20 protein-coding genes are annotated in these 19,115 nt (G+C 60.4%); 12 read left to right on the forward strand and 8 right to left on the reverse strand.

Annotation, left to right across the window (positions count from 1 at the left end; all coding sequences use genetic code 11):
• Positions 1-367: 367 nt before the first annotated feature.
• The gene (locus tag ACWTU9_RS30790; protein ID WP_455861601.1) at positions 368-622 is read right to left on the reverse strand and encodes a hypothetical protein; all 255 of its coding nucleotides are present in this window, start codon (positions 620-622) and stop codon (positions 368-370) included.
• 287 nt (positions 623-909) lie between these two features.
• Between ACWTU9_RS30790 and ACWTU9_RS30795 the strand changes: the two genes are divergently transcribed.
• The 4 genes from ACWTU9_RS30795 to ACWTU9_RS30810 all read left to right on the forward strand — a co-directional run bounded on the left by ACWTU9_RS30795 (position 910) and on the right by ACWTU9_RS30810 (position 3,449).
• Complete coding sequence (locus ACWTU9_RS30795; protein ID WP_455861602.1) at positions 910-1,209, forward strand: helix-turn-helix domain-containing protein; 300 nt, start codon at positions 910-912, stop codon at positions 1,207-1,209.
• Positions 1,210-1,663: 454 nt separating this feature from the next.
• The gene (locus tag ACWTU9_RS30800) at positions 1,664-2,182 is read left to right on the forward strand and encodes a hypothetical protein (RefSeq protein WP_455861603.1); all 519 of its coding nucleotides are present in this window, start codon (positions 1,664-1,666) and stop codon (positions 2,180-2,182) included.
• On the forward strand, positions 2,179-2,577 hold the full coding sequence (locus ACWTU9_RS30805; protein ID WP_455861604.1) for a phage holin family protein: 399 nt from the start codon (positions 2,179-2,181) through the stop codon (positions 2,575-2,577). Before ACWTU9_RS30800 ends, ACWTU9_RS30805 begins: the two co-directional genes overlap by 4 nt.
• Positions 2,574-3,449, forward strand: coding sequence for a hypothetical protein (locus ACWTU9_RS30810; protein ID WP_455861605.1), 876 nt, complete (start codon positions 2,574-2,576; stop codon positions 3,447-3,449). Before ACWTU9_RS30805 ends, ACWTU9_RS30810 begins: the two co-directional genes overlap by 4 nt.
• A 32-nt stretch (positions 3,450-3,481) precedes the next feature.
• Here the strand turns inward: ACWTU9_RS30810 and ACWTU9_RS30815 are convergent, their stop codons facing one another.
• Positions 3,482-4,405, reverse strand: a complete 924-nt coding sequence (locus ACWTU9_RS30815) for a hypothetical protein (protein WP_455861606.1) — start codon at positions 4,403-4,405, stop codon at positions 3,482-3,484.
• A 288-nt stretch (positions 4,406-4,693) separates the two neighbouring features.
• Between ACWTU9_RS30815 and ACWTU9_RS30820 the strand changes: the two genes are divergently transcribed.
• Genes ACWTU9_RS30820 through ACWTU9_RS30830 form a run of 3 tightly spaced genes read left to right on the forward strand, consistent with a single transcriptional unit; the run spans position 4,694 to position 8,675 of the window.
• The gene (locus tag ACWTU9_RS30820) at positions 4,694-5,860 is read left to right on the forward strand and encodes a glycosyltransferase family 1 protein (protein ID WP_455861607.1); all 1,167 of its coding nucleotides are present in this window, start codon (positions 4,694-4,696) and stop codon (positions 5,858-5,860) included.
• A 2-nt stretch (positions 5,861-5,862) separates the two neighbouring features.
• The gene (gene glf / locus ACWTU9_RS30825; RefSeq protein WP_455861608.1) at positions 5,863-6,993 is read left to right on the forward strand and encodes a UDP-galactopyranose mutase; all 1,131 of its coding nucleotides are present in this window, start codon (positions 5,863-5,865) and stop codon (positions 6,991-6,993) included.
• Positions 6,990-8,675: a family 1 glycosylhydrolase gene (locus ACWTU9_RS30830; RefSeq protein ID WP_455861609.1), complete on the forward strand. Its 1,686-nt coding sequence runs from the start codon at positions 6,990-6,992 to the stop codon at positions 8,673-8,675. The genes glf and ACWTU9_RS30830 overlap by 4 nt, the downstream gene beginning before the upstream one ends.
• A 161-nt stretch (positions 8,676-8,836) precedes the next feature.
• Here the strand turns inward: ACWTU9_RS30830 and ACWTU9_RS30835 are convergent, their stop codons facing one another.
• On the reverse strand, positions 8,837-9,130 hold the full coding sequence (locus ACWTU9_RS30835) for a DUF982 domain-containing protein (RefSeq protein ID WP_455861610.1): 294 nt from the start codon (positions 9,128-9,130) through the stop codon (positions 8,837-8,839).
• Between the two features lie 18 nt (positions 9,131-9,148).
• Entirely contained in the window at positions 9,149-9,454 is a 306-nt protein-coding gene (locus tag ACWTU9_RS30840; RefSeq protein WP_455861611.1) for a DUF982 domain-containing protein, read from the reverse strand.
• Positions 9,455-9,676: 222 nt separating this feature from the next.
• Between ACWTU9_RS30840 and ACWTU9_RS30845 the strand changes: the two genes are divergently transcribed.
• Positions 9,677-9,991 carry a hypothetical protein gene (locus tag ACWTU9_RS30845; protein ID WP_454589178.1) on the forward strand — a complete coding sequence of 105 codons (315 nt, stop codon included), beginning with the start codon at positions 9,677-9,679 and terminating at the stop codon, positions 9,989-9,991.
• Between the two features lie 171 nt (positions 9,992-10,162).
• On the opposite strand, the gene ACWTU9_RS30850 is transcribed toward ACWTU9_RS30845, so the two are convergent.
• Positions 10,163-10,423: a hypothetical protein gene (locus tag ACWTU9_RS30850; RefSeq protein WP_455861612.1), complete on the reverse strand. Its 261-nt coding sequence runs from the start codon at positions 10,421-10,423 to the stop codon at positions 10,163-10,165.
• A 161-nt stretch (positions 10,424-10,584) separates the two neighbouring features.
• Between ACWTU9_RS30850 and ACWTU9_RS30855 the strand changes: the two genes are divergently transcribed.
• The 4 genes from ACWTU9_RS30855 to ACWTU9_RS30870 all read left to right on the forward strand — a co-directional run bounded on the left by ACWTU9_RS30855 (position 10,585) and on the right by ACWTU9_RS30870 (position 14,175).
• Positions 10,585-11,280, forward strand: a complete 696-nt coding sequence (locus ACWTU9_RS30855) for a methyltransferase domain-containing protein (RefSeq protein WP_455861613.1) — start codon at positions 10,585-10,587, stop codon at positions 11,278-11,280.
• Between the two features lie 481 nt (positions 11,281-11,761).
• Positions 11,762-12,595, forward strand: coding sequence for an amidohydrolase family protein (locus tag ACWTU9_RS30860; RefSeq protein WP_455861614.1), 834 nt, complete (start codon positions 11,762-11,764; stop codon positions 12,593-12,595).
• Complete coding sequence (locus ACWTU9_RS30865; protein WP_455861615.1) at positions 12,592-13,782, forward strand: glycosyltransferase family 4 protein; 1,191 nt, start codon at positions 12,592-12,594, stop codon at positions 13,780-13,782. Before ACWTU9_RS30860 ends, ACWTU9_RS30865 begins: the two co-directional genes overlap by 4 nt.
• A gap of 66 nt (positions 13,783-13,848) precedes the next feature.
• On the forward strand, positions 13,849-14,175 hold the full coding sequence (locus ACWTU9_RS30870) for a low affinity iron permease family protein (protein ID WP_454589183.1): 327 nt from the start codon (positions 13,849-13,851) through the stop codon (positions 14,173-14,175).
• Between the two features lie 563 nt (positions 14,176-14,738).
• Here the strand turns inward: ACWTU9_RS30870 and ACWTU9_RS30875 are convergent.
• The 3 genes from ACWTU9_RS30875 to ACWTU9_RS30885 form a co-directional block, all read right to left on the reverse strand.
• Positions 14,739-15,767, reverse strand: coding sequence for an ATP-dependent DNA ligase (locus tag ACWTU9_RS30875; protein WP_455861616.1), 1,029 nt, complete (start codon positions 15,765-15,767; stop codon positions 14,739-14,741).
• Positions 15,764-18,412 (reverse strand): DNA ligase D, encoded by a 2,649-nt coding sequence (ligD, locus tag ACWTU9_RS30880; RefSeq protein ID WP_455861617.1) that lies wholly within the window; start codon positions 18,410-18,412, stop codon positions 15,764-15,766. The genes ACWTU9_RS30875 and ligD overlap by 4 nt, the downstream gene beginning before the upstream one ends.
• A 157-nt stretch (positions 18,413-18,569) precedes the next feature.
• On the reverse strand, positions 18,570-18,773 hold the full coding sequence (locus tag ACWTU9_RS30885) for a hypothetical protein (protein ID WP_454589186.1): 204 nt from the start codon (positions 18,771-18,773) through the stop codon (positions 18,570-18,572).
• Between the last annotated feature and the right edge of the window lie 342 nt (positions 18,774-19,115).

Genomic DNA, 19,115 nt, shown 5'->3' on the forward strand with positions numbered 1-19,115 from the left:
ATCGAGAAGGATCGGGTCCGGAGAGACGTTGACGACTGGTACTCGATGCAAGGTTGGTAGGCTAGTTCTCCCAGGGGCGCTTCGGCGCCCCAGATTTTTTCCGCCTAAAATCAGGCGTTCGGCGTACTCCGGCACTCGACTGGCGAGCTAGATCGAGGCGACAAACGGCCTGCACAGGCAATCCACAATCGGAACAATGACGCCAGCAGTCCAGACGTAGAAATAAGCCTGGACGAAGGCGCCAAGTGGCTCGCGCTAGGGCTGCTTTGCAGGAGAGGAGTCGGTCGGAGTGCCCATCCCTTATGAATGGCTCGTCCAAGCGTTGGGATAGTCGATGCGGGTTGTCGAGCCGGCCTAATGGAACTGTTTAGCAATGCGCTGCATTGATATTCGACTCCAACAGAGGTTTTGCCATGTCTATCATTGACAGTATCACTGGAATTTTCAGCTCGAAGGAACCGAAGAAGGCTCCCGCCAAGAGAGAAGCGCATGCTGCAAAAAAGGCCGCGTCAGACAAGGCCACGGTGACGAAGAGCACCGGATCAGGACCGGCGATGGCAGCCCATTCCAAAGACGCGGCGAGCAAGGGCAAATCTGGCCAGCCCAAGGCTGCCAGCGCCAAGAAAGCCTCCCACTGATAGAAGACAAAGTTCGGCGAATTTCAGAAGGAAATGTTGCCGAGAAAGCGATGGAAAATCGCTGCTCTTGTCGAGGCCGCCCCGCCGACCGACATCGCTGCGCCTTCACACGCCGGTCACCGCGTCCGCGTTCGAGGAGTGTTGGCTTGTCACCTTTTCGTCTGGCGGAGGCCTATCGCCGGGTCGCGGCTTCTGGCTGAAACTGACTGGCCTGACCTATCAATGACCAAGCAACCGGAACATTCTAGGGATCTCGGATGTTCGACTCCTTATGGACAACCTACTTACAGCAGAACATTTAAAAGCCGCACGGTCTCTATTGAATTGGTCTCGAGTGCGACTCGCTGCCAAGGCCAATCTCAGTGAAATGACGATCAGCGAATTTGAGAACGGGATCAGGAGACCGAGACCGTATAATGTCGCTGCCGTCCGCCGGGCGTTGGAAAGAGCGGGCATTGTTTTTACCGTCGACGGGAGCCCGTCCCTGGCTGGCTCTGAAGGACAGAATTGTGGTTGCCACACGGACAATAGAACGTGGCGCCGGCGGCAGACAAAACCGACGGGGACGTGATCTGCAGCTGCGGAAAAGGCAGCGCTGGTTTTGATTTTGCCTCTTTTGCCAACGCAAGGCTTTCCGTCACATCGCCACCCGGTACGATAAGCTTTCCCAGAAACGGGGCGGAGCACATTAGACAGATCGCACTTTGCGATTGGCGACAGCAGCGCCTCTTCGCGCCAAGCAATCGATCGCCATAACCGCGGGCCTTTAATATGTCCTGAGCCGAGGACCGCCTTGTCGGAGAAGAGGCGCATATTCTCGCGTCGATGCAAGGTCGATGCGCCTCGCACGAAGCAAAGGATAATCGGTACAGCGCCGGAACGTTTGATGACATGGCAAGTTGCCCTGTCTGGAGGAACACGCACATGAACGGTGTCATTTACCTTATCGGATTGGTGGTCGTCGTGCTCGCGGTCCTCTCGTTTCTAGGCCTCCACTGATGGTTGGCCCGACATGGGAGACTGGCATGACAGCTGAACAGAATTCTCACCCTGATTTCTCGCAGACCCAGCGGGAGGTCGGCGCTCTAGCCGACGATTTGGGGCGTAAAGCCTCGGATATCCTCGGCTCTGCAAAGGAAGACATTTCGCAGAAAGCCAAAGACGTGGCCACCGAGGGCAAGGACGCCCTGTTGGACCAGGCTCAGGCTGCGCAGTATACACTGACAGGTGCTGTTGCGGCATTCGGCGGTGCCGTTCGCGCAGCCAGCGAGCACCTTGCCAACAGCGACCAGAAAGCGGCGGCAAAATTCGCCCTCGAGGCGGCTGGCGGTCTTGAGCGGATGTCCGCCTCGCTGAAGGACAAGCCCTTCGAAGAAGTGCTGGCCGAAGTCCGCGCGTTCGGCGGCAGCAATCCGGCGGCGCTTTTCGGCGGCGCGATGGTTGCCGGTTTGGCATTGGGGCGATTCATCAAGAGCTCATCCCCCGACGCACCTCAAAATCGCCCCCAGGGTTCCGATGTGATGGCCGGGAGGGACACACTATGACCCCCGGCAGCCAGGAGGATCGCAGCTTAATGACGCTGATCGGCGACCTGTCGCAGCAGGTCGTCACTTTGGTCCAGACCGAAGGCAGGTTGCTGAGGACCGAGCTCTCGGAAAAGGCAGAAAAGGCAGGAGCGGGCGCGATCGAGGTTCTGGGCGGCGCCATCTGTCTGCTTGCAGCCCTGTTGGTTCTTCTGCAGGCCCTGGTCATCGCACTTTCGAAGACCCCTCTTGGACCAGGCTGGTCGTCACTGGTGGTCGGCATCATTGTCGCCGTCCTCGGCGTTGTCCTGTTGAAGACAGGCTCCGCCAATATGAAACCGTCCGAGTTAACGCCGGATCGTACCGCCGCGCAGCTGAAGAGCGACGCAAGGGTAATCAAGGACCAAGTCAAATGATCGAGAAAACATCCGCCGAACTTCAACGCGAGGCCGAAATCGCGCGGGCCAACGTTACCGACACGGCCGAGTCGATTCGCAACAAGATGACGCCCGGCCAGCTCATCGACGAGTTTTCGGGGCTCTTTACGAGTGGCGATAGCAGCTCGATGCTCGGCGCCCTCAAGTCCCAGGTTGGCGCCAATCCCCTTCCCGTGGCCCTCGTAGGCGTAGGCTTGATGTGGCTGATGGCAGGGCAAGGAACGCAGAAGCCGTCCGCGCCAAGTGGGTCCTCTCGTTCGAACACGTACCCTGGCTTTACGAGCGATGTCGGAACTGGCGATCATCAATCCGACGCCGAAGGGCTGACAGATGCCATGTCCGATGCCTTGTCAGGCGCCGCTGACAAGGCAAAATCGATGGTCGGAGATGCGATCGACGGCGTAAGTTCGTCCATGGCCGGAGCAGCTTCAAGTGTTTCGGACAGCGCTAGCCAATACGGTGCGAGCACCGTTGACCAGGCAAGCAAGGCAACTGCTGCTGCTGTGGACATGCTGCGCCAGGAACCGCTCGTGCTGGCAGCCTTGGGATTGGCGTTCGGCACTGCGGTCGGAGCATTGCTGCCGCGGACGGATTTCGAGGATCAACAGCTCGGGGAAACGAGCGACGCTGTCCGCGAGAGGGCCAACGGCCTGCTTCATCAAGGCGTCGAAGAGGCCAAGGATGTTGCCGCCCAAGCCTACCAGACAGTGAAAGACGAGGCAGACAAAAAGGGCTTCAGCGCCGATGCTTCGATCATCGACACGGTGTCTGACGTCGTCAAGACGACCGCCTCTAAAACTGAAAGGGCCGTCCGCAACAAGATCAAGGATGCGAGCGGTGAGGCAGATTGACGTGGGGCAGTTGCAGCGTTGATTGATCGCGATCAGGCGACGTTGCTCCAGGCCTGCCTTGCCAGATCGCATTTCGCGACACCATACCGCCAGCGATGACCTGTTGCGGCCCTGCGGCTCTGGTAGAAAAGCACCAGCCGGTTACCCTCGATGACGACCGTCGAGTGCCCGTTTTCACCCGGCTCCCCTGGATCAAGAACCGGCCCGACGGTGATGTAGGGGCCTTCGACCCGGTCGGCTAAAGCGAAAAAGACCCGCTGGCGGCTGCCCCGTGGCCCTTCGGGAAGAAAACATGTTGCGTTGAGAAGGATGCGGCCGCCCGGCAATTCAACCAACTGCGCGCCTTCGATGCCCCATTCATAGTCGGGCTGCTCACGGGAATTGTGGTGAGGCAAGTCGACATGGTCGAGTATCTTGCCTGCCCGCTTCCAAGGTCCAAACCACGAATCCGATTGGCTGCGCGCGAGATAGATGTCGGGCTGCGGTACGGTCTTGAACCGCGGCATGCCTGAATAGACGATGTAGCGCTTGCCACCGATGAGGGCCGGATGTGGATCGTAGATGCCGTCCTCATCCGTATCGGGAAGCGAATGGATGGCGGGCCCGAGCGCGGTCCATTCAAATCCGTTGTCCGAAACGACATGCTCGCAGCGCCCGCCCGACTTCATGAATTCGGTCTGGATGAACATGTGAAAGACGCCGCTGTCGAAGATCACGCCGGGAGCAGCCACACCTGAACCGAGGACCGAAAGCCCTATCGGTTCGTGCTCGGTCCACGGCCCGTCCGTACCTGGTGCGGTGGCGTGGAGGAGACTCCAGGTTTCATTTGTCACCGTCCCGCTTGATCCGAACATGTGCCAACGGTGTCCATCGAAAACGGGGCACGGATCCTTCACGTCGTCGACGTTCGTCGGCTGAAACAATGGAAAGACGTTTGTCTCGAACGTGATGGACATCAGTCCCTCGTCAACCGGTCGAACCGACTGCCGCTGCGCAGATTCGGTTCATGAGTTTCTACCGTTGGGCGACAGGGCGCAATGGGCCCGGCTACGCCCCTGCCCCGTGCGGTGTCCGAGCCGGCGGCAAGTGGGTTACGTTCACAGACGGAATTCAGGTCAAGAGCGGAACGAGTATCCCTCAGCCAAGTTAGCCCTCAGCTGACATCACATCTCGACGCCTCTATTAACATTTGTTGTACAGCCACGTCTCAATGAACTTCTTCAGATAATCAAAGGATGATCAAAATGGAAAACCCGGCCGTGGCGAAAGACCATGTTACTTCTACCTCGCCTCTGCTCTTGTGCTTCTCTCATCTGCGTTGGAATTTCGTCTACCAGCGCCCTCAACACATTCTCACCCTGGCATCAAAATCTCAGAACGTCGTTTACTTCGAGGAGCCGCTCGTCGAGACCGTCGTCCAGCCGACGATGCGAGCCAACCAGATTTCGCCATCCATCACGGTCGTGACGCCGATTCTGCCGGTCGGAGCCGGCCCGGCCGATGCCGCGAGGATGCAGCGAAAGTTCGTCGACCAGCTCGTCGCCGCGACGCCTCAGCAGCTGCTCACGCTGTGGTACTACACACCGATGGCGCTGCCGTTCAGCGAGCACGTGCTTTGCGACGTGTGTGTCTACGATTGCATGGACGAACTCTCCGCATTCAAGAACGCGCCTCCGGAACTGATGCAGATGGAGCGCAGACTTCTTGAGCGCGCCGATGTCGTCTTCACCGGCGGCCAGAGCCTTTACGAGGCCAAGCGCAGCCTTCATCGCTCGATGTTTCCGTTTCCGAGCAGCATCGACTTCACGCACTTTCACCGGGCAAGGGCGACCGGAGAGGATCCAGTCGACCAAGTCCAGATTCCTAACCCAAGAGTAGGTTATTTCGGGGTGATAGACGAAAGGCTCGACGTCGACCTGGTGGCCCAGGTCGCGCGTAACATGCCGGACGTCCATTTCGTCATGCTCGGGCCGGTCGTTAAGATCGATCGCGACAGCCTTCCCACGGCCGACAACATCCACTGGCTAGGCGGCAAGGATTATGCGGATTTGCCGAACTATCTAAGGCACTGGGATGCAGGGTGGATGCCCTTCGCGCTCAACGCCGCCACCCGCTATATCAGTCCGACAAAGACGCCCGAGTTTCTTGCCGCCGGCGTGCCCCTGGTTTCGACCGCGATCGTTGACGTGGTGCGGACCTACGGCGCGCAAGGTCTGGTCGAGATCATCGATGCAAACGACGCCGAACTGAAAATCCGATCCATGCTGGCGCGACCGCGTGACACTTTGCGGTCTCGTGTCGACGCTTACCTCATCGACATGTCGTGGGAGAAGACCTGGGTGGCGATGGCCGCACATCTCCAGCACGCTCGTTCGAGGAAGAACGTCGTCGCTTTCAGGCGGAGTGCTTAATCATGTTCGACTGGATGATCGTCGGGGCCGGATTTGCCGGGAGTGTGCTGGCGGAGCGCATTGCTTCCCAGCGAAATGAGACAGTCCTGCTGATCGACAGGCGCAGCCACATCGGCGGCAACGCTTACGATTGCTACAATGAGGATGGTATCCTGATTCATCGATATGGGCCTCACATCTTCCACACCAACGCCCAGTCGATCGTCGACTATCTCTCCCTGTTCACCGCCTGGCGGCCATACGAGCATCGCGTCCTGTCTCAGGTCGACGGAAAGCTGCTGCCAATCCCGATCAACCTCGATACGATCAACCAGCTTTACGATCTCGACTTGACGTCGCAGACGCTGGAAGCGTTTTTTGCCTCTCGGCGCGAGGCGGTCGAGGAAAACCGCACCGCTGAGGATGTCGTGGTCAGCACCGTCGGCCGCGAACTCTATGAAAAGTTTTTTCGCGGCTATACCCGAAAACAGTGGGGCGTCGACCCGTCCCAGCTCAGCAAATCGGTTACGGCGCGCGTGCCGACGCGAACCAATCGAGACGATCGGTATTTCGGCGACAGCTTCCAGCAGATGCCGGCCGGCGGATACACGCGCATGTTCCAGCGCATGGTGGACCATCCCAACATCAAGATCATGCTTCAGACGGACTATCGCGATGTCAGGGACAGCATCCCGTTTCGTCGGATGATCTATACAGGGCCGATTGATGAATATTTCGACTGGAGGCTGGGCGCGCTGCCCTACCGGTCGCTGCGGTTCCACCACGTCACCCTCGACCAGGAGCAATTTCAGCCTGTCGCTGTTGTGAACTATCCCCAGACCGAAGCCTATACGCGCATCACCGAATACAAGCATCTCACCGGCCAGCAGAGCCCGAAGACCAGCCTCACCTACGAGTATCCGACTGATATCGGCGACCCCTATTACCCGGTGCCGCGGGCCGAGAACGAAGTGCTCTACAAGCGCTACGAAGCGCTTGCGTCCGACGTACGCGACGTCTGGTTTGTCGGCCGGCTGGCGACGTACCGATATTACAATATGGATCAGGTCGTTGGTCAGGCGCTTGCGACCTTCGGGCGGATCCAGAAGCAGCTGGCTACCGCAGCGTCGACGCTGGCCGAGGCCGCCGAATGACCTCTTCGCTGGAAATGTGGGGAGGTGTTGAGTGCAGCCATGTTCGCGTCGGCTCCGCTGTGCGCGATCAGTTATCGGAAACCGGACACCAGCATCGGATCGAGGACCTTGACCGGATAGCGGAACTCGGCATCCGCACAGTACGCTATCCGGTCTTGTGGGAAACGGTTGAAGACCGGGCCGGCATTTACGACTGGAGCTGGACGGACGAGCGACTGCTTCGCCTCCGGGAATTGGGGATAGAGCCGATAGCCGGCCTTTTGCACCATGGCGGCGGACCGCCCTGGATGGACATTCTTGATCCCGATTTTCCGGGCCGCTTCACGCGCTACGCCGCGGCGGTCGCCGAGCGGTATCCATGGCTGAGGCTTTACACACCGATCAATGAGCCGCTAACCACGGCACGGCTGAGCGGGCTCTACGGCCTGTGGCATCCGTATGGATCGAGCGAGGCGGTCTGCTTCCAATTGACCGTCGCCCAATGCGTGGCGACAGCAAGGGCGATGAGAGCTATTCGCAGCCATACGCCTTCGGCATTGCTGATACAGACAGAAGATGTCGGGCGGGTTTTTTCCACCGAGCGTCTTGCATACCAGGCCGAGCATGAAAATGAACGGCGCTGGCTCGCTCTGGATTTGCTGGCCGGGCGCGTTAATCACCGGCATCCGTTCCATCACCGTCTGCTCCAAGCAGGCGTCGGGGCCTCGCACCTGTCGTCTCTTGCGGCCGAGCCCTGCTTGCCCGACACAATCGGGGTTGACTATTACCTGACGAGCGATCGGATGCTCGACGACGATGTCGAAGGGCATCAACAGGATCAGGTGGGCGGCAACGGTATCGACGCCTATGTCGACAGTGCGGCGGTCCGCTCCGTTCACCGTCACGATGCGCAACTTGGCAACAGGATCGACGAAGTCTGGCAACGCTACCGCCTACCCATTGCGGTCACTGAGCTGCACAATGGATCGACCCGAGACGAGCAGGTCCGCTGGCTTGCCGAGGGATGGGAGGCCGCACGACTTGCGAGGGCTCGCGACGTAGATGTTCGAGCGGTGACCGCCTGGTCCCTGTTCGGGGCTGTGGACTGGAACTCCCTGCTGACCGCGCAGAGCGGGTTCTACGAAAGCGGAGCGTTTGACGTTCGGTGCGGCATTGCCCGCCCCACTGCCGTTGCTCACGCAATCGCGCAACTGGCCAGGCGAGGAACCGTCGACCATCCCGTCCTTGATCGTTGCGGCTGGTGGAGAGACGAGCATGCCTGCGCAGACTGTGAAGTACGGCCACTCCTCCTTGTGGGTTTCGGCCGCACGATCTCGACCATCGAGGCGTGCTGCGCTTTCCGCAGGCTGAGGGTAGTCGCCGCGACGGCCGCCCGGGTCAAACCATTCATGGCGGATCATCACGCCTGGGCGGCGCTCCGCGTTGAACGTCAAGGTCGCAGAGATGCAGGCGCGACCACCAGGATCGTGTGCCACTATCCCGACAACACCGAGCTCGACGTGCAGTTCAACGCCAGTTCGCCAACCATCGATATGTGCAATGCATTTTTGGATCTGGTCATCGATGGGGAGCGCGGGGCGTTCGAGATGGTGCACTCTGGACCAGGCAACCAGTATCGTTTCAGCAGTATTTGCCCTGCGGCCAAGCAGCGATCGGGCCAGGCGGAGAGCTTTGTGGCGTGATCCGCTCCAAGCGTCAACTAGCCCTGGAGCCAGCGCATCGTTAGGCTGCGACCTTGCCGGAGAGCCCGCTGAATACTCTACGACGTTACGATGCGTGACGAAGCCGCGATCGAGACATTCAAGGTGCACCCCGGCTTGGCCGCCGCCCCCGGCGGCCGCCTCTATGGCTTTAGATGTGGGTCGGGGGCGGATCTGCTGTCGAACGAGGGGTAAGTCGTTTCCTCCATGAGAATGTCTTTCTTCCGCGCAAAAGCCACGAAAATGCCCCGCGCGCTCTCGGGATCCACATCACCGACCAAAGCGGCTTTGCATGCGCGGACGGCCGCTTTCTGCTCCGGACTGTTGCCACACCATTCCACTGCAAACTGGTAGGCATCAGCGACGGTATTGAGTTGGCGCGGGAAGCCTAATCCGACCCAAACGCGGACCGGCCTTTTGAAGGGTCTGGAAAGCATCGCTACCTCCCGTTTGCGCTAAACGACCAACCCGCCGTCACGGCCTTGCGCACCGGTGGCCGCCCACGGCAATGCGCTGGTCACGTCGTCATAGATTCTCGCCGATTTGGCAAAGCCGCAAAATGCCTGGCGCGCGGCGGGTAGCGGGTAGCCGCTGTCAAATGCTCTCTGGCATGCGCGCAATGCAGTGTCGTAAATTACCCCACGCCGATTTTTTGGCCATTCGTAGAGAAACTCCAGGGCATCCTCGATGCCGACTATTTCTTGTACGAGGCCACTTTCGCTACGCACCAAGACAGGGCTGTCGAATAACCGATCGTTCATAGGATCCTCCAAGTCGAACGAACAATTGAGTTTAATCGGGAGGAACAGTCCAGTGGTTCACACCCGGCAGCGATATGGGATCTGGCAATTTGACGGTCAAGGGACTGTTGCCTTCATTTTGACTGGTCCTGAACTGGATTTTGGTCGAAGGAGACGCTGACGAACTCCCTTATCTCCGAATGGTGTGCTCGACCCCAAATCGCTGCTTGGTGTGCGAGCGGCATGTCTTTCCTGTTCAACAACAAAAGATGCATTTCCGGATTATTTTTTTGCGGAACAGGCGCCTCGCTTGCGCATTTTCGCTCATCAAAATCGATCGGGAGATCGCGGATGAGACGCAGCGTTGACAGAGAGAAAATAGCTCGCGCCGACCGGGAGGCCCGCATCGTCATAGATGCCGAACGGCAGGCCCGGGATGCCAAGACGCTCCGGCTGAAGGCGCAAAGGTTGAAGATGCAGGCTGGCCTGTCAAAGCCGGCGGAATCATCCGAGCCTGCTTCGAAAAAGCTGGTCCGGCATATCAGCGAAGTCGAGTGATATGCTTGCGGCGTCAAGTCGTTGGCTGTTCATCGTTGAGAAGCGTGGCAAGAGCGGCGATGATTTGGGGCATGAAGAATGGCTTGGTGAGCATTACGCTTTGCGGGACCCCTTCTGCACCCCAATGCATCGCAGAGTCGCCGCTTATATAGACAACCGGGATGGTAGGATTCACCTTTCGGATATGGCGTGCCACCTCCCATCCTGAAGGCCCTTCCCCCAGGCGAATGTCAGACAGCAATGCCTGAATTTTTCAGGACTATCCTCGAAGGCCGCGATGGCTTCGGATCCATTCTTACTGCCTACGACCTCGAAGCCCGCCTCCTCCAAGGCCGATTCGAGGTCGAGCAGGATCATTGCCTCGTCTTCAACGACCAGAACAGCGCCACCGTCCATATGATGAACCACCCTCAAGGGAGTATAAAGCGCCAACCGGCATTTTGCTTCCCGGTGCGATCGGGGCAGTGCGTGGCGTGAGACGCCTACGACCGGAACCAGGCAGACGGCACAGAGTTCAGTTGAGTATGCCAATTTGCTCGCCGGCCATGCGCTCCGGATCTTACTCCCCTCGCTGCCGAAACGGAGGCCCGCCAATGAAACTACGCCAACATGTTCCCGCCCCAGGAACGGTGGACCTTGGGGACCTGGACTCAGTCGAGCCCCTTGGCCGCGCGTTTGGCGGCGATCGTGGCACTCCGCTGGATCGCTACTACATTGAAAATTTTCTGGGCCGGCACGCCGGAGACTTCAAGGGCCGCGTCGCTGAAATTGGCGACGATGTCTATACAAGGCGTTTCGGCGGCGACCGCGTGGTGCGGTCCGACATCATCGATTCTCCGCAAAGCGCAAATCCATGTGCCACGATCATGCTCGATCTCCAGCGTGAGGAAGACATCGAGGCAGCATGTTTCGACTGCCTGATCGTCACCCAGACGCTCCACATGACCTATGACGTCCACGGTGTAGTGTCGACGCTCCATCGTGCGTTGTCGCCCGGTGGGGTCGTCCTGGCGACTGTCCCCGGCATTACCCCGATTGATGCCCATGACGGTCCTGAAAAATGGTTCTGGGCCATGACGCAGAGCGCTGCCCGGCGCCTGTTCGAGGAACGGTTCGGTCGCGCCCGTGTCGTGACCGAACAATTTGGCAATGTACTTGCCGCTACTGCTTTCCTGCAAGGCATGGCCTTTGAGGAAATCGACCGTTCCGACCTCGACGTCGTCGACCCGCTATATCCCGTGATCACCGGGATAAGAGCCTGGAAGCCCTTCCCCGCTCCGATTGAGTAAGCGTCCAAGGCGGACCGGCTCGCTCACCTTGCCGGACTTCCCACGATGCGCGGCATCGCCGTCCGGTCAAAGGCTTTCGTGCGCGGGAGGGAACTTCCCTCGAACTACGAGATTGCGACCCAATGGGACCTTCTGTGCGCACGATCCAATTTCAGACAGACGAGATGATGGGCGCTGAACCTATCGTCACACTTGCGGTTAACGGCAGAGGCCCCTCTGGTGCTCTGAAAAAAGATCGCCGCAGGTCCGCTCGTCGCGCGGCCAGCATTTGCTCTGGTGGCGGGTTTTCGGAGAGGCTGGCGCCGCGGTCTTCGAATACAGCGTCCCATCCTGGACGGCCCGCCTGCACCCGCCCCGACGCCGTGTCCTCTCCCGGCTTGTCGCATGCTTCACGGCGCCTGCCCCTCCTCGATAGAATGTTGGCGAACGATTTCCGGGAACGCGGCACGGTCCTCTCCGTTGTCGAACAGGGAGACCACCCATGATCATAGACGCCCATCTCCACACGTCTGGCCAAGAAACCACGGCCGGCGTGCTGCACACGCTGGATGAGGCCGGCGTCGACGTGGCGTTCCTGCTGGCCCCGTTCCTGACGCCACCCTACTCGCTCGGTGACGCGGGTTCGTTGAGGGCGGGCAATCGATATCTCTCGCAGTTGCTCAAGGGCCATACGGACCGACTCCTGGGCTTTGCTGTCGTCAATCCGCTTCATGGCGATGCGGCCGAAGATCTCGAGCGTGCCGCGGAACTGCCCGGCATACGTGCTTTGAAGATGGTGCCGACCGGTTGGTACCCTTACGATGATTGTGCCCATCGCGTTTATGAGGTCGCCGCCCGGCTCGACCTGCCAATTCTGTTCCACAGCGGCATCTTCATCGACGGCCGCTCCGGTCGGTACTGCCGTCCAAGCTTCTACGAAGCCGTCAGGGATCATCCTGGCCTGCGGGTGACGCTGGCGCATCTCGGTTGGCCCTGGTGCGATGAAGCGAACGCCGTCGGTCTGATCGATCGCATCAATGGGGTCGACCCGGCTGACAGCCAGTTTCGCTTCGATATCTCTTTTGGGCCGCCACCGATCTATCGCGAGGATGTCTTTCGCAAGGCAATCGACGTCATTGGGCCGCGCTCCATCCAGTTTGGCAGCGACCGCTTCCTTCCCTGCGAGGGGAGCCATATTCGGGCGGCAATCGACGAGGTCACCGACATCTTCGACCGTCTTGAGGTGAGCGTCTCGGATCGCAGTACGATGATGAGCGATACGGCATCGGAATGGCTCCGCCTCGGCAACCTCGCCGCAGAGAGGCCCGCTTCATGACACGTGCCCCGCACATTGTCGCCAACCCTGGCGAACAGATCCACGTTCTCGAAGTCCTGGGAAATGCCATCGTCGGCGGCATGGAGAATTACGTCCGCAACCTCATCTCCTGCCTGCCAGCCAACGAATATAAAGTGTCGCTGCTATGTCCCTTTGAGAGCGCATTCACCAGCGCGCTGCGCGCCGAAGGCCGCGACGTCTTCATCGCGCCTTTGCGCGACGATCCGCCATGGCGGACAATCGAGTTTATCTGCACGCTGGTGCGACAGCATGGCGTCCAACTGCTCCACGCCCACCTGATGAACGCACACACGGCGACCGCAATCGCCGGCAAGCTGACCGGCACGCCCACCGTGGCGACGCTGCACGGCATGAGCCTGCAGCCGCAAGAAATCAGCGTCGTGCGCAACACCGGCAGCCACACGATTGTCGTGTGCCGGGAAGCATGGTCGCAGGCGATGGCCGTCGGCCTAGCACCCGATGCCGTCAGCCTGGTGCCCAATGGTGTCGATCTGTCGACATATCATCCCCGTTCGGCTGATCGCGCCGACTTTCGTCAGGCCATCAAGATCAGCCCCGATGATTTCCTGATCGGTTTTGTCGGTCGGCTCGCTTGGGAGAAGGGTCCCGACAAATTCCTTAAGGCGGCCGAGTATATCTTGCAGCGCCGGCCCGACATTCACTTCGCCATGATCGGCACTGGCGTGATGGAAACCGAGCTGACACAGGCGGCGAACCGAGCAGGCATCGGCGCGCGGTTCCATATGGCGGGCCTCTGGCCGCGGCCAAATCAAGCCTATCCGTCGCTCGACATGATGCTGCATACGTCGCGCGCCGACGCCATGCCCCTGGCGATCCTGGAGGCCATGGCGTCCGGTGTCCCGGTGGTGGCAATCGGGGTCGGGGGCGTGCCGGAAATCATCGAAACCGGAGAAACCGGAATTCTGATCGGGACAAGCGAATGGCCCGGCATCGTGTCGGAATACGCAGGCGACTGGGAAGGCGTGGGGCAGGCAGCGCTCGCCTTGATCGGTCAGCCGAAGCGGCTGAAAGACATGTCGGCCAAGAGTGTCGTCAGGGCCCAAACCTATTTTGACATTCGCCGCTCGGCCGCGGCGACCAGCCAACTTTTCCGCCAGATGCTGCGGCCAGTGCAGGAACAGGCCCGGCTTCATTCCGTGACCTGATCGTCCCCGGAGCGATCGTTCGCACGAGATAGAACGGCCGCTCATCATCGAACCGGAGGCAGGACCATGGACGCCGGAAGCATTCTCACAAAACTGGGCACGCTCTCGGCGCGGCCTTGGGCTTTTTTGATTCTGCTGACCTATGGCGCGCTGTGGGCGATTTTCGAGCGGGACAGTCTCGACTGGCATGGCGCCGCTACATTGGCCACCTGGGCAATGACGCTCTTCATCCAGCGCGCCGAGCACCGGGACACGCAGGCGATCCAGGCGAAACTGGACGAACTCATCCACGCCAACAGCGCGGCCAGGGACGAGGTGACCAGGATCGATCAGAAAGAGCCAGAGGAGATTGAGCAGCAGCGAGATGCCGAGCAGCGCGACGGGGCGTCCTGACCGCGCAGCAGCCGTTTTCATTTTTCGGTTGGCGCGGCAGGATCCAGCGTGGTTGCCACCGCGTCCGTCTTGGCTCGCGGGCGCAGGGTCATCCAGCAGGATAAAGGTCGACAAGATCGGGCAGACCGCGTTGGTGACGATGATCGGCCACTCGGTTGTGATTAGGCCGAAGGCCAGCCTAAGCGCGCCGGCCCTGCAGCCATTGCCATTGAGCTCGCGCAGCCGGATCCGAAGCGTTTGACGCGTCTGAAAAAGCACCGGCATTGCTCCTCTGGCGAAGATCGACTGATCTTCAAGATCGCGACGACAGCCGGGCCAGATCGATTGCGCGCGGTGAGTGCGCTTGTCGATTTCTGCCGAGCGACAACAGGCTAGACGATCCGATCGCTAACCGTTGTCAGTGGCGGGGCAAAAAGCCGTTCGCGGCGGTTTGCCTCGACCAGCTTCGCCCGAGGCAGTGTCGTTACTTCCGCTCTGCCATGACCTTCGCGCTGCCCGATTCGAGGGGGCGTCGCGCAGGCCAGAAATGCGGGTCGGCCTTGAAAGCGTCGCTCAAACTGATTTTATTGCCGCAAAGATTCGCCCAGTATCTGTTCGAACGTGCATTGCCTTGGGTCCTTGTCGGGGCGCCAGCGCAAGAATTTCGTTCCGTGCCGGAAGCGATCCCCGGTAACATGATCGAAACGTACTTCCGCCACGAGCTCGGGACGTACCGGCTCCCACTGTCCGCTCCTTTCCGTGCTCCAGCGGCTCGGTCCGCCCGGCGCCTTGCCGGTGAAGCCTGGCAACGCCCGCAGACCCTCCAGGCGGCGGGTCAGCTCCGTGCGATCCTGGGCGGCGATTGTCGAGGTGAAGCCGACATGGTCGAGCTTGCCATCCTCATTGTAGAGCCCCAGCAGCAATGAGCCGACGTCGCGCGAGTTGGCCAGATACCGAAATCCCCCAACCACACAGTCGGCGGTGCGCAAGCGCTTCACCTTGATCATGGCGCGCTCGCCCGGCCGGTACTGGTCGTCGATGCGTTTGGCGACCACACCATCGGTCGACCCGTGCCCTGACTGGCCAAGCCATTTGGCCGCGCTCGCAAGGCGCCGCGTGGCGCGGGACAGCACGATATCCTTGTTCCCTGCTTTGGCCACGAACAGCTCCAGTTCGCCGCGACGGGCTGAAAGAGGTTGGGAAATCAACGGTCCGTCCGCGCCTGCCAATATGTCAAAGAGGATCAGCCGCGCCGGCGTTGCCGCCGACAATTTGCGGATCCTGCTTTCGGCGGGATGCAACCGCATCTGCAATGCGTCGAACGAAAGTGCCCCATCCACCTCGATGACGATCTCGCCGTCGACGACGAACGCCCTTGCCTCAAGGTCGCGCAACATTTGGACGACTTCCGGAAAATATCGGCCCAGCGGCTTGCCTGATTTGGCCCTGAGGTCCACCGCGTCTCCAGCCTTGAATGCCAGGCATCGAAACCCGTCCCATTTGGGTTCATACTGCCAGTGGCCGGCGTCATCAGGAAGGGCATCGGCCGACTTTGCCTCCATCGGCTCGGTATCCAATGGCAGCGCATAGGGTCCTTGTTTCAGCGACGTCATGCGGTGATCCTTGCCGCCGCGCCTATCCGCTTGATGGCGCTGGCGACGGAGCGTTCGCCATCGTCATAATCCGCCCAGGCCGCTGTCTTCTTCAGGAGGCCCGGTACCGTGCGGATGGTGTATTTCCGCGGATCGAGGTCTGCCCTCACCTGCCCCCATGTCAGCGGCATGGAAACGGTGGCGCCTTCCCTTGCGCGCGGCGACAGCGGAGCGACCGCGGTCGCCATGCGGTCGTTCCGCAGGTAGTCGAGGAAAATACGCGACGTCCTCAGTTTCTTGGCCATGTTGATGAGGTAGAGCTCGGGACTGTCGGCCGCCATCTGCTGGCACACCGCCCTGGCGAAGACCTTGGCTTCGGCCCAGGTCGTCTTGCTGCGATGACCCGCTAGCGGCGTCACGACATGCAGGCCCTTCCCGCCCGTTGTCTTGCAGAAGCTCATCAGGCCCAGTCTTTCGAGGCGATCGCGCATTTCCTTGGCTGCAGCGACCACTCGTGAAAAGTCGACCTCAGGACCGGGGTCGAGGTCGAAGACCAGCCTGCCGGGGATTTCGGGATGGCCCGGCCGGCAATTCCACGGATGCAGTTCGAGGCCGCCGATCTGGGCGATGGCGGCCAGACCCTCGACACGGTCGATCTGCAGATACGGTTTGTGGTCACCGAAAACCTTGACGAGTTCAAGGAGGTTCGACGTTCCGGGCATTGCATGGCGCTGGAAGAACTGCTCGCCGGCATACCCGTCGGGCGCCCGCACGAGCGAACATGGGCGGCCCTTGATATGGTTGATCATCCAGGGGCCAACGGCCTCGAAGTATTCGCCGAGGTCAAGCTTGGTTACGGGATGCCCACCATCGCCGGCGTCCGGCCACAGCGGCTTGTCGGGTTTCGAGATGATGACCCCCATCACGACCGGGCTCTTTCCGGTGCGGGTCGTCGCCCTGGCCGGCTGAGCGATCTGCGTCCGCCCGGGATCGGCGGGGCGCTCGGCCTCGACGTCGCTGGCAGGCTTGTCTTCGCGCAGGCCCTTAAACGCTGCCTGACGGACATTGCCGCTGCCAGTCCAGCCGGCGAATTCGATTTCGGCTACGAGTTCCGGCTTCGTCCAGAAAATCGTGGAATCCTTTTTAGGCGCGCCATCGCCCGTGAATGGCGATGTTGCCGCCTTCACGGCCTTAAGCCTGGGCAGGAGCTGCTTGACCTTCGCCTCGCTGTAGCCGGTGCCGACGCGGCCAATATAGGCAAAGTGCTCCCCTCGGTTCACGCCAACCAGCAGTGACCGGAACTTGCCGTTGGTGGTCGACCAGCCGCCGATGACCACCTCGTGCCCGGCACGGCATTTTGACTTTGCCCAGCTGTTGGAGCGTCCGGACGTATAAGCCGCATCCTCTTTCTTGGAGATGATGCCTTCGAGCGACAGGCGGCATGCGGATCGCAGCACCGCGTCGCCGCCATTGGTGAAATGCTCGACATAGCGGATCAGATTTACCTCGCCGCGATCGGCTTCGCCCAGGATGCCGCTCAATTGCGCCTTGCGCGCTGTCAGCGGCTGTTTGCGCAGATCGACGCCGTTTGCAAACAGGAGGTCAAAGGCGAAGAAGATCAGATCCTTGGTTCTGCGCTCCGACAAGGCAGCCTGCAGGGCGGCGAAATCGGGCGCTCCGTTCTCGCCAAGTGCAACGATCTCGCCGTCGATGATGAGATTGGGGAGGCTGGCCGCCTCTTTTGCAATGGCGCCGAATTTTCCGGTCCAGTCGAGCCCTTTTCGGGTTCTCAGCGTTACGACGCCATCGTCGACGCGAAGCTGGACCCGATAGCCGTCGAACTTGATCTCATGGACCCAGTTCGACCCCGCCGGCGGGCGAGAGAGCGTTTCGCACAGCTGCGGCTCGATGAATTCGGGCATTTTCGCGCCGGAGGTTCGAGGGATCTTCGCCCTGCCTGCTGTCGGTTTTATGGATCTCGTCGCACGCGCTTTGGCGGCAACGCCTCGACTGCTGTCCCAGACGGCGTCGGCCTCCGCTCCGGTGCCTCGCAGCATAAAGGGCTTGGGCGCGGCCCCCGTGCCCGCCGCGATCCTGTCCATGCTTCGGCCGGAGGCCACAGACCGATCTTGCGCGAGCACGGCGTCGCCATTGCCAACGGTGGCGTATTTGTCACGGTGTTTGATCAGCAGCCAATTGGTCCGCTTGCCGCCATTGCGGTCGTGCTTCATGCGCACCAGGACGAAACTTCCATGCAGGCGTTTGCCGTCAAGCGTGAATTTGAGGTCGCCTTTCTCAAGGGCTTGCTCGGGAGACATCGTGCCCTCCGGCTCCCAATAGCCGCGGTCCCAGAGCTGCACGGTGCCGCCGCCGTACTGGCCTTTCGGGATCGTGCCCTCGAAGTCTCCATAGTCGAGCGGGTGGTCCTCGACTTCGACCGCGAGGCGCTTGTCGTGTGGGTCAAGCGACGGGCCCTTGGTGACGGCCCACGACTTGAAGACGCCACCCAGTTCTAAACGAAGATCATAGTGCAACCGGGTCGCCGCATGTTTCTGAATGACAAATCGCAGCCGGTTCGACTTCAGGATGGAGCGTTCGCCGCTGGGCTCCTTTGTCTTGGTGAAATCCCGTTTGGCCCGATAGGTGGAAAGCTTGGCCTTTTTCATGGAAGAGCCCCGACTGATGACGCCATGCGCAAGTCAACGTTCTCAGTGAGATTTCGTTCGGCAGGCGTTGAAGATGTCGACCAAGGCCAAAATTGACACACCTCTACCGCCAGCCTCCAAGCCCTCTTCGAAGGCCGTCGCTCTCAGCACTCAATTCTCATTTTTCGTCTTTGTAGGACTTCGCGGCTTCGTCGATTTTGCGCCAGTCGTTGCCATGGCGCCGTACCAGCTCTCTCGCTTGGGTTGGGGAAACATCGTGTGTATCGACCACATGCTTCACCTCGGCGTCCTCGCCCTTCAGCGGCTTGCTGCGGGGCTTTCTTGGCGCTTTGCTTCCTCCAAACTCACCCGATCCGGGCATATGGGATCCTCCTGCAAGTCAACGCTGAGTAACCGGCGAGAGGCTGGAAAGTTTCATCAATGGGACGGCTTGCAGCGCTTTCGTCCCTGCTTGCTCAGGCGAGTTAACCTATACCGGGGCGAGCGTTTTTGGCGCCAATGGCCGAACAGGTGCTATCTAAAACTGACGACATCGCCAGCAGTCGGTCTTTCGTGCGATCTCCGCCATCGATGGGATCCCCACTCTGCGTCGAGCACGGCCGTCGGCGATCGCGGGGTCTTTGGAGCAGGTCCATCTGTCACTTGAGTCTAAGCCCAGAGGCTGGCCGCATTCGGCCATGATGGAACCCTTTTCACTCCAGCG

Source organism: Mesorhizobium sp. 128a (genome assembly GCF_053848025.1).

What these genes read in the sequence shown, in the direction of transcription:
- ligD (WP_455861617.1), bottom strand. Translation starts at nt 18,412, where the DNA reads ATGAAAAAGGCCAAGCTTTCCACCTATCGGGCCAAACGGGATTTCACC.
- glf (WP_455861608.1), top strand. Translation starts at nt 5,863, where the DNA reads ATGTTCGACTGGATGATCGTCGGGGCCGGATTTGCCGGGAGTGTGCTG.
- ACWTU9_RS30835 (WP_455861610.1), bottom strand. Translation starts at nt 9,130, where the DNA reads ATGCTTTCCAGACCCTTCAAAAGGCCGGTCCGCGTTTGGGTCGGATTA.
- ACWTU9_RS30795 (WP_455861602.1), top strand. Translation starts at nt 910, where the DNA reads ATGGACAACCTACTTACAGCAGAACATTTAAAAGCCGCACGGTCTCTA.
- ACWTU9_RS30830 (WP_455861609.1), top strand. Translation starts at nt 6,990, where the DNA reads ATGACCTCTTCGCTGGAAATGTGGGGAGGTGTTGAGTGCAGCCATGTT.
- ACWTU9_RS30805 (WP_455861604.1), top strand. Translation starts at nt 2,179, where the DNA reads ATGACCCCCGGCAGCCAGGAGGATCGCAGCTTAATGACGCTGATCGGC.
- ACWTU9_RS30810 (WP_455861605.1), top strand. Translation starts at nt 2,574, where the DNA reads ATGATCGAGAAAACATCCGCCGAACTTCAACGCGAGGCCGAAATCGCG.
- ACWTU9_RS30855 (WP_455861613.1), top strand. Translation starts at nt 10,585, where the DNA reads ATGAAACTACGCCAACATGTTCCCGCCCCAGGAACGGTGGACCTTGGG.
- ACWTU9_RS30860 (WP_455861614.1), top strand. Translation starts at nt 11,762, where the DNA reads ATGATCATAGACGCCCATCTCCACACGTCTGGCCAAGAAACCACGGCC.
- ACWTU9_RS30870 (WP_454589183.1), top strand. Translation starts at nt 13,849, where the DNA reads ATGGACGCCGGAAGCATTCTCACAAAACTGGGCACGCTCTCGGCGCGG.
- ACWTU9_RS30845 (WP_454589178.1), top strand. Translation starts at nt 9,677, where the DNA reads ATGTCTTTCCTGTTCAACAACAAAAGATGCATTTCCGGATTATTTTTT.
- ACWTU9_RS30865 (WP_455861615.1), top strand. Translation starts at nt 12,592, where the DNA reads ATGACACGTGCCCCGCACATTGTCGCCAACCCTGGCGAACAGATCCAC.
- ACWTU9_RS30840 (WP_455861611.1), bottom strand. Translation starts at nt 9,454, where the DNA reads ATGAACGATCGGTTATTCGACAGCCCTGTCTTGGTGCGTAGCGAAAGT.
- ACWTU9_RS30885 (WP_454589186.1), bottom strand. Translation starts at nt 18,773, where the DNA reads ATGCCCGGATCGGGTGAGTTTGGAGGAAGCAAAGCGCCAAGAAAGCCC.
- ACWTU9_RS30800 (WP_455861603.1), top strand. Translation starts at nt 1,664, where the DNA reads ATGACAGCTGAACAGAATTCTCACCCTGATTTCTCGCAGACCCAGCGG.
- ACWTU9_RS30875 (WP_455861616.1), bottom strand. Translation starts at nt 15,767, where the DNA reads ATGACGTCGCTGAAACAAGGACCCTATGCGCTGCCATTGGATACCGAG.
- ACWTU9_RS30820 (WP_455861607.1), top strand. Translation starts at nt 4,694, where the DNA reads ATGGAAAACCCGGCCGTGGCGAAAGACCATGTTACTTCTACCTCGCCT.
- ACWTU9_RS30815 (WP_455861606.1), bottom strand. Translation starts at nt 4,405, where the DNA reads ATGTCCATCACGTTCGAGACAAACGTCTTTCCATTGTTTCAGCCGACG.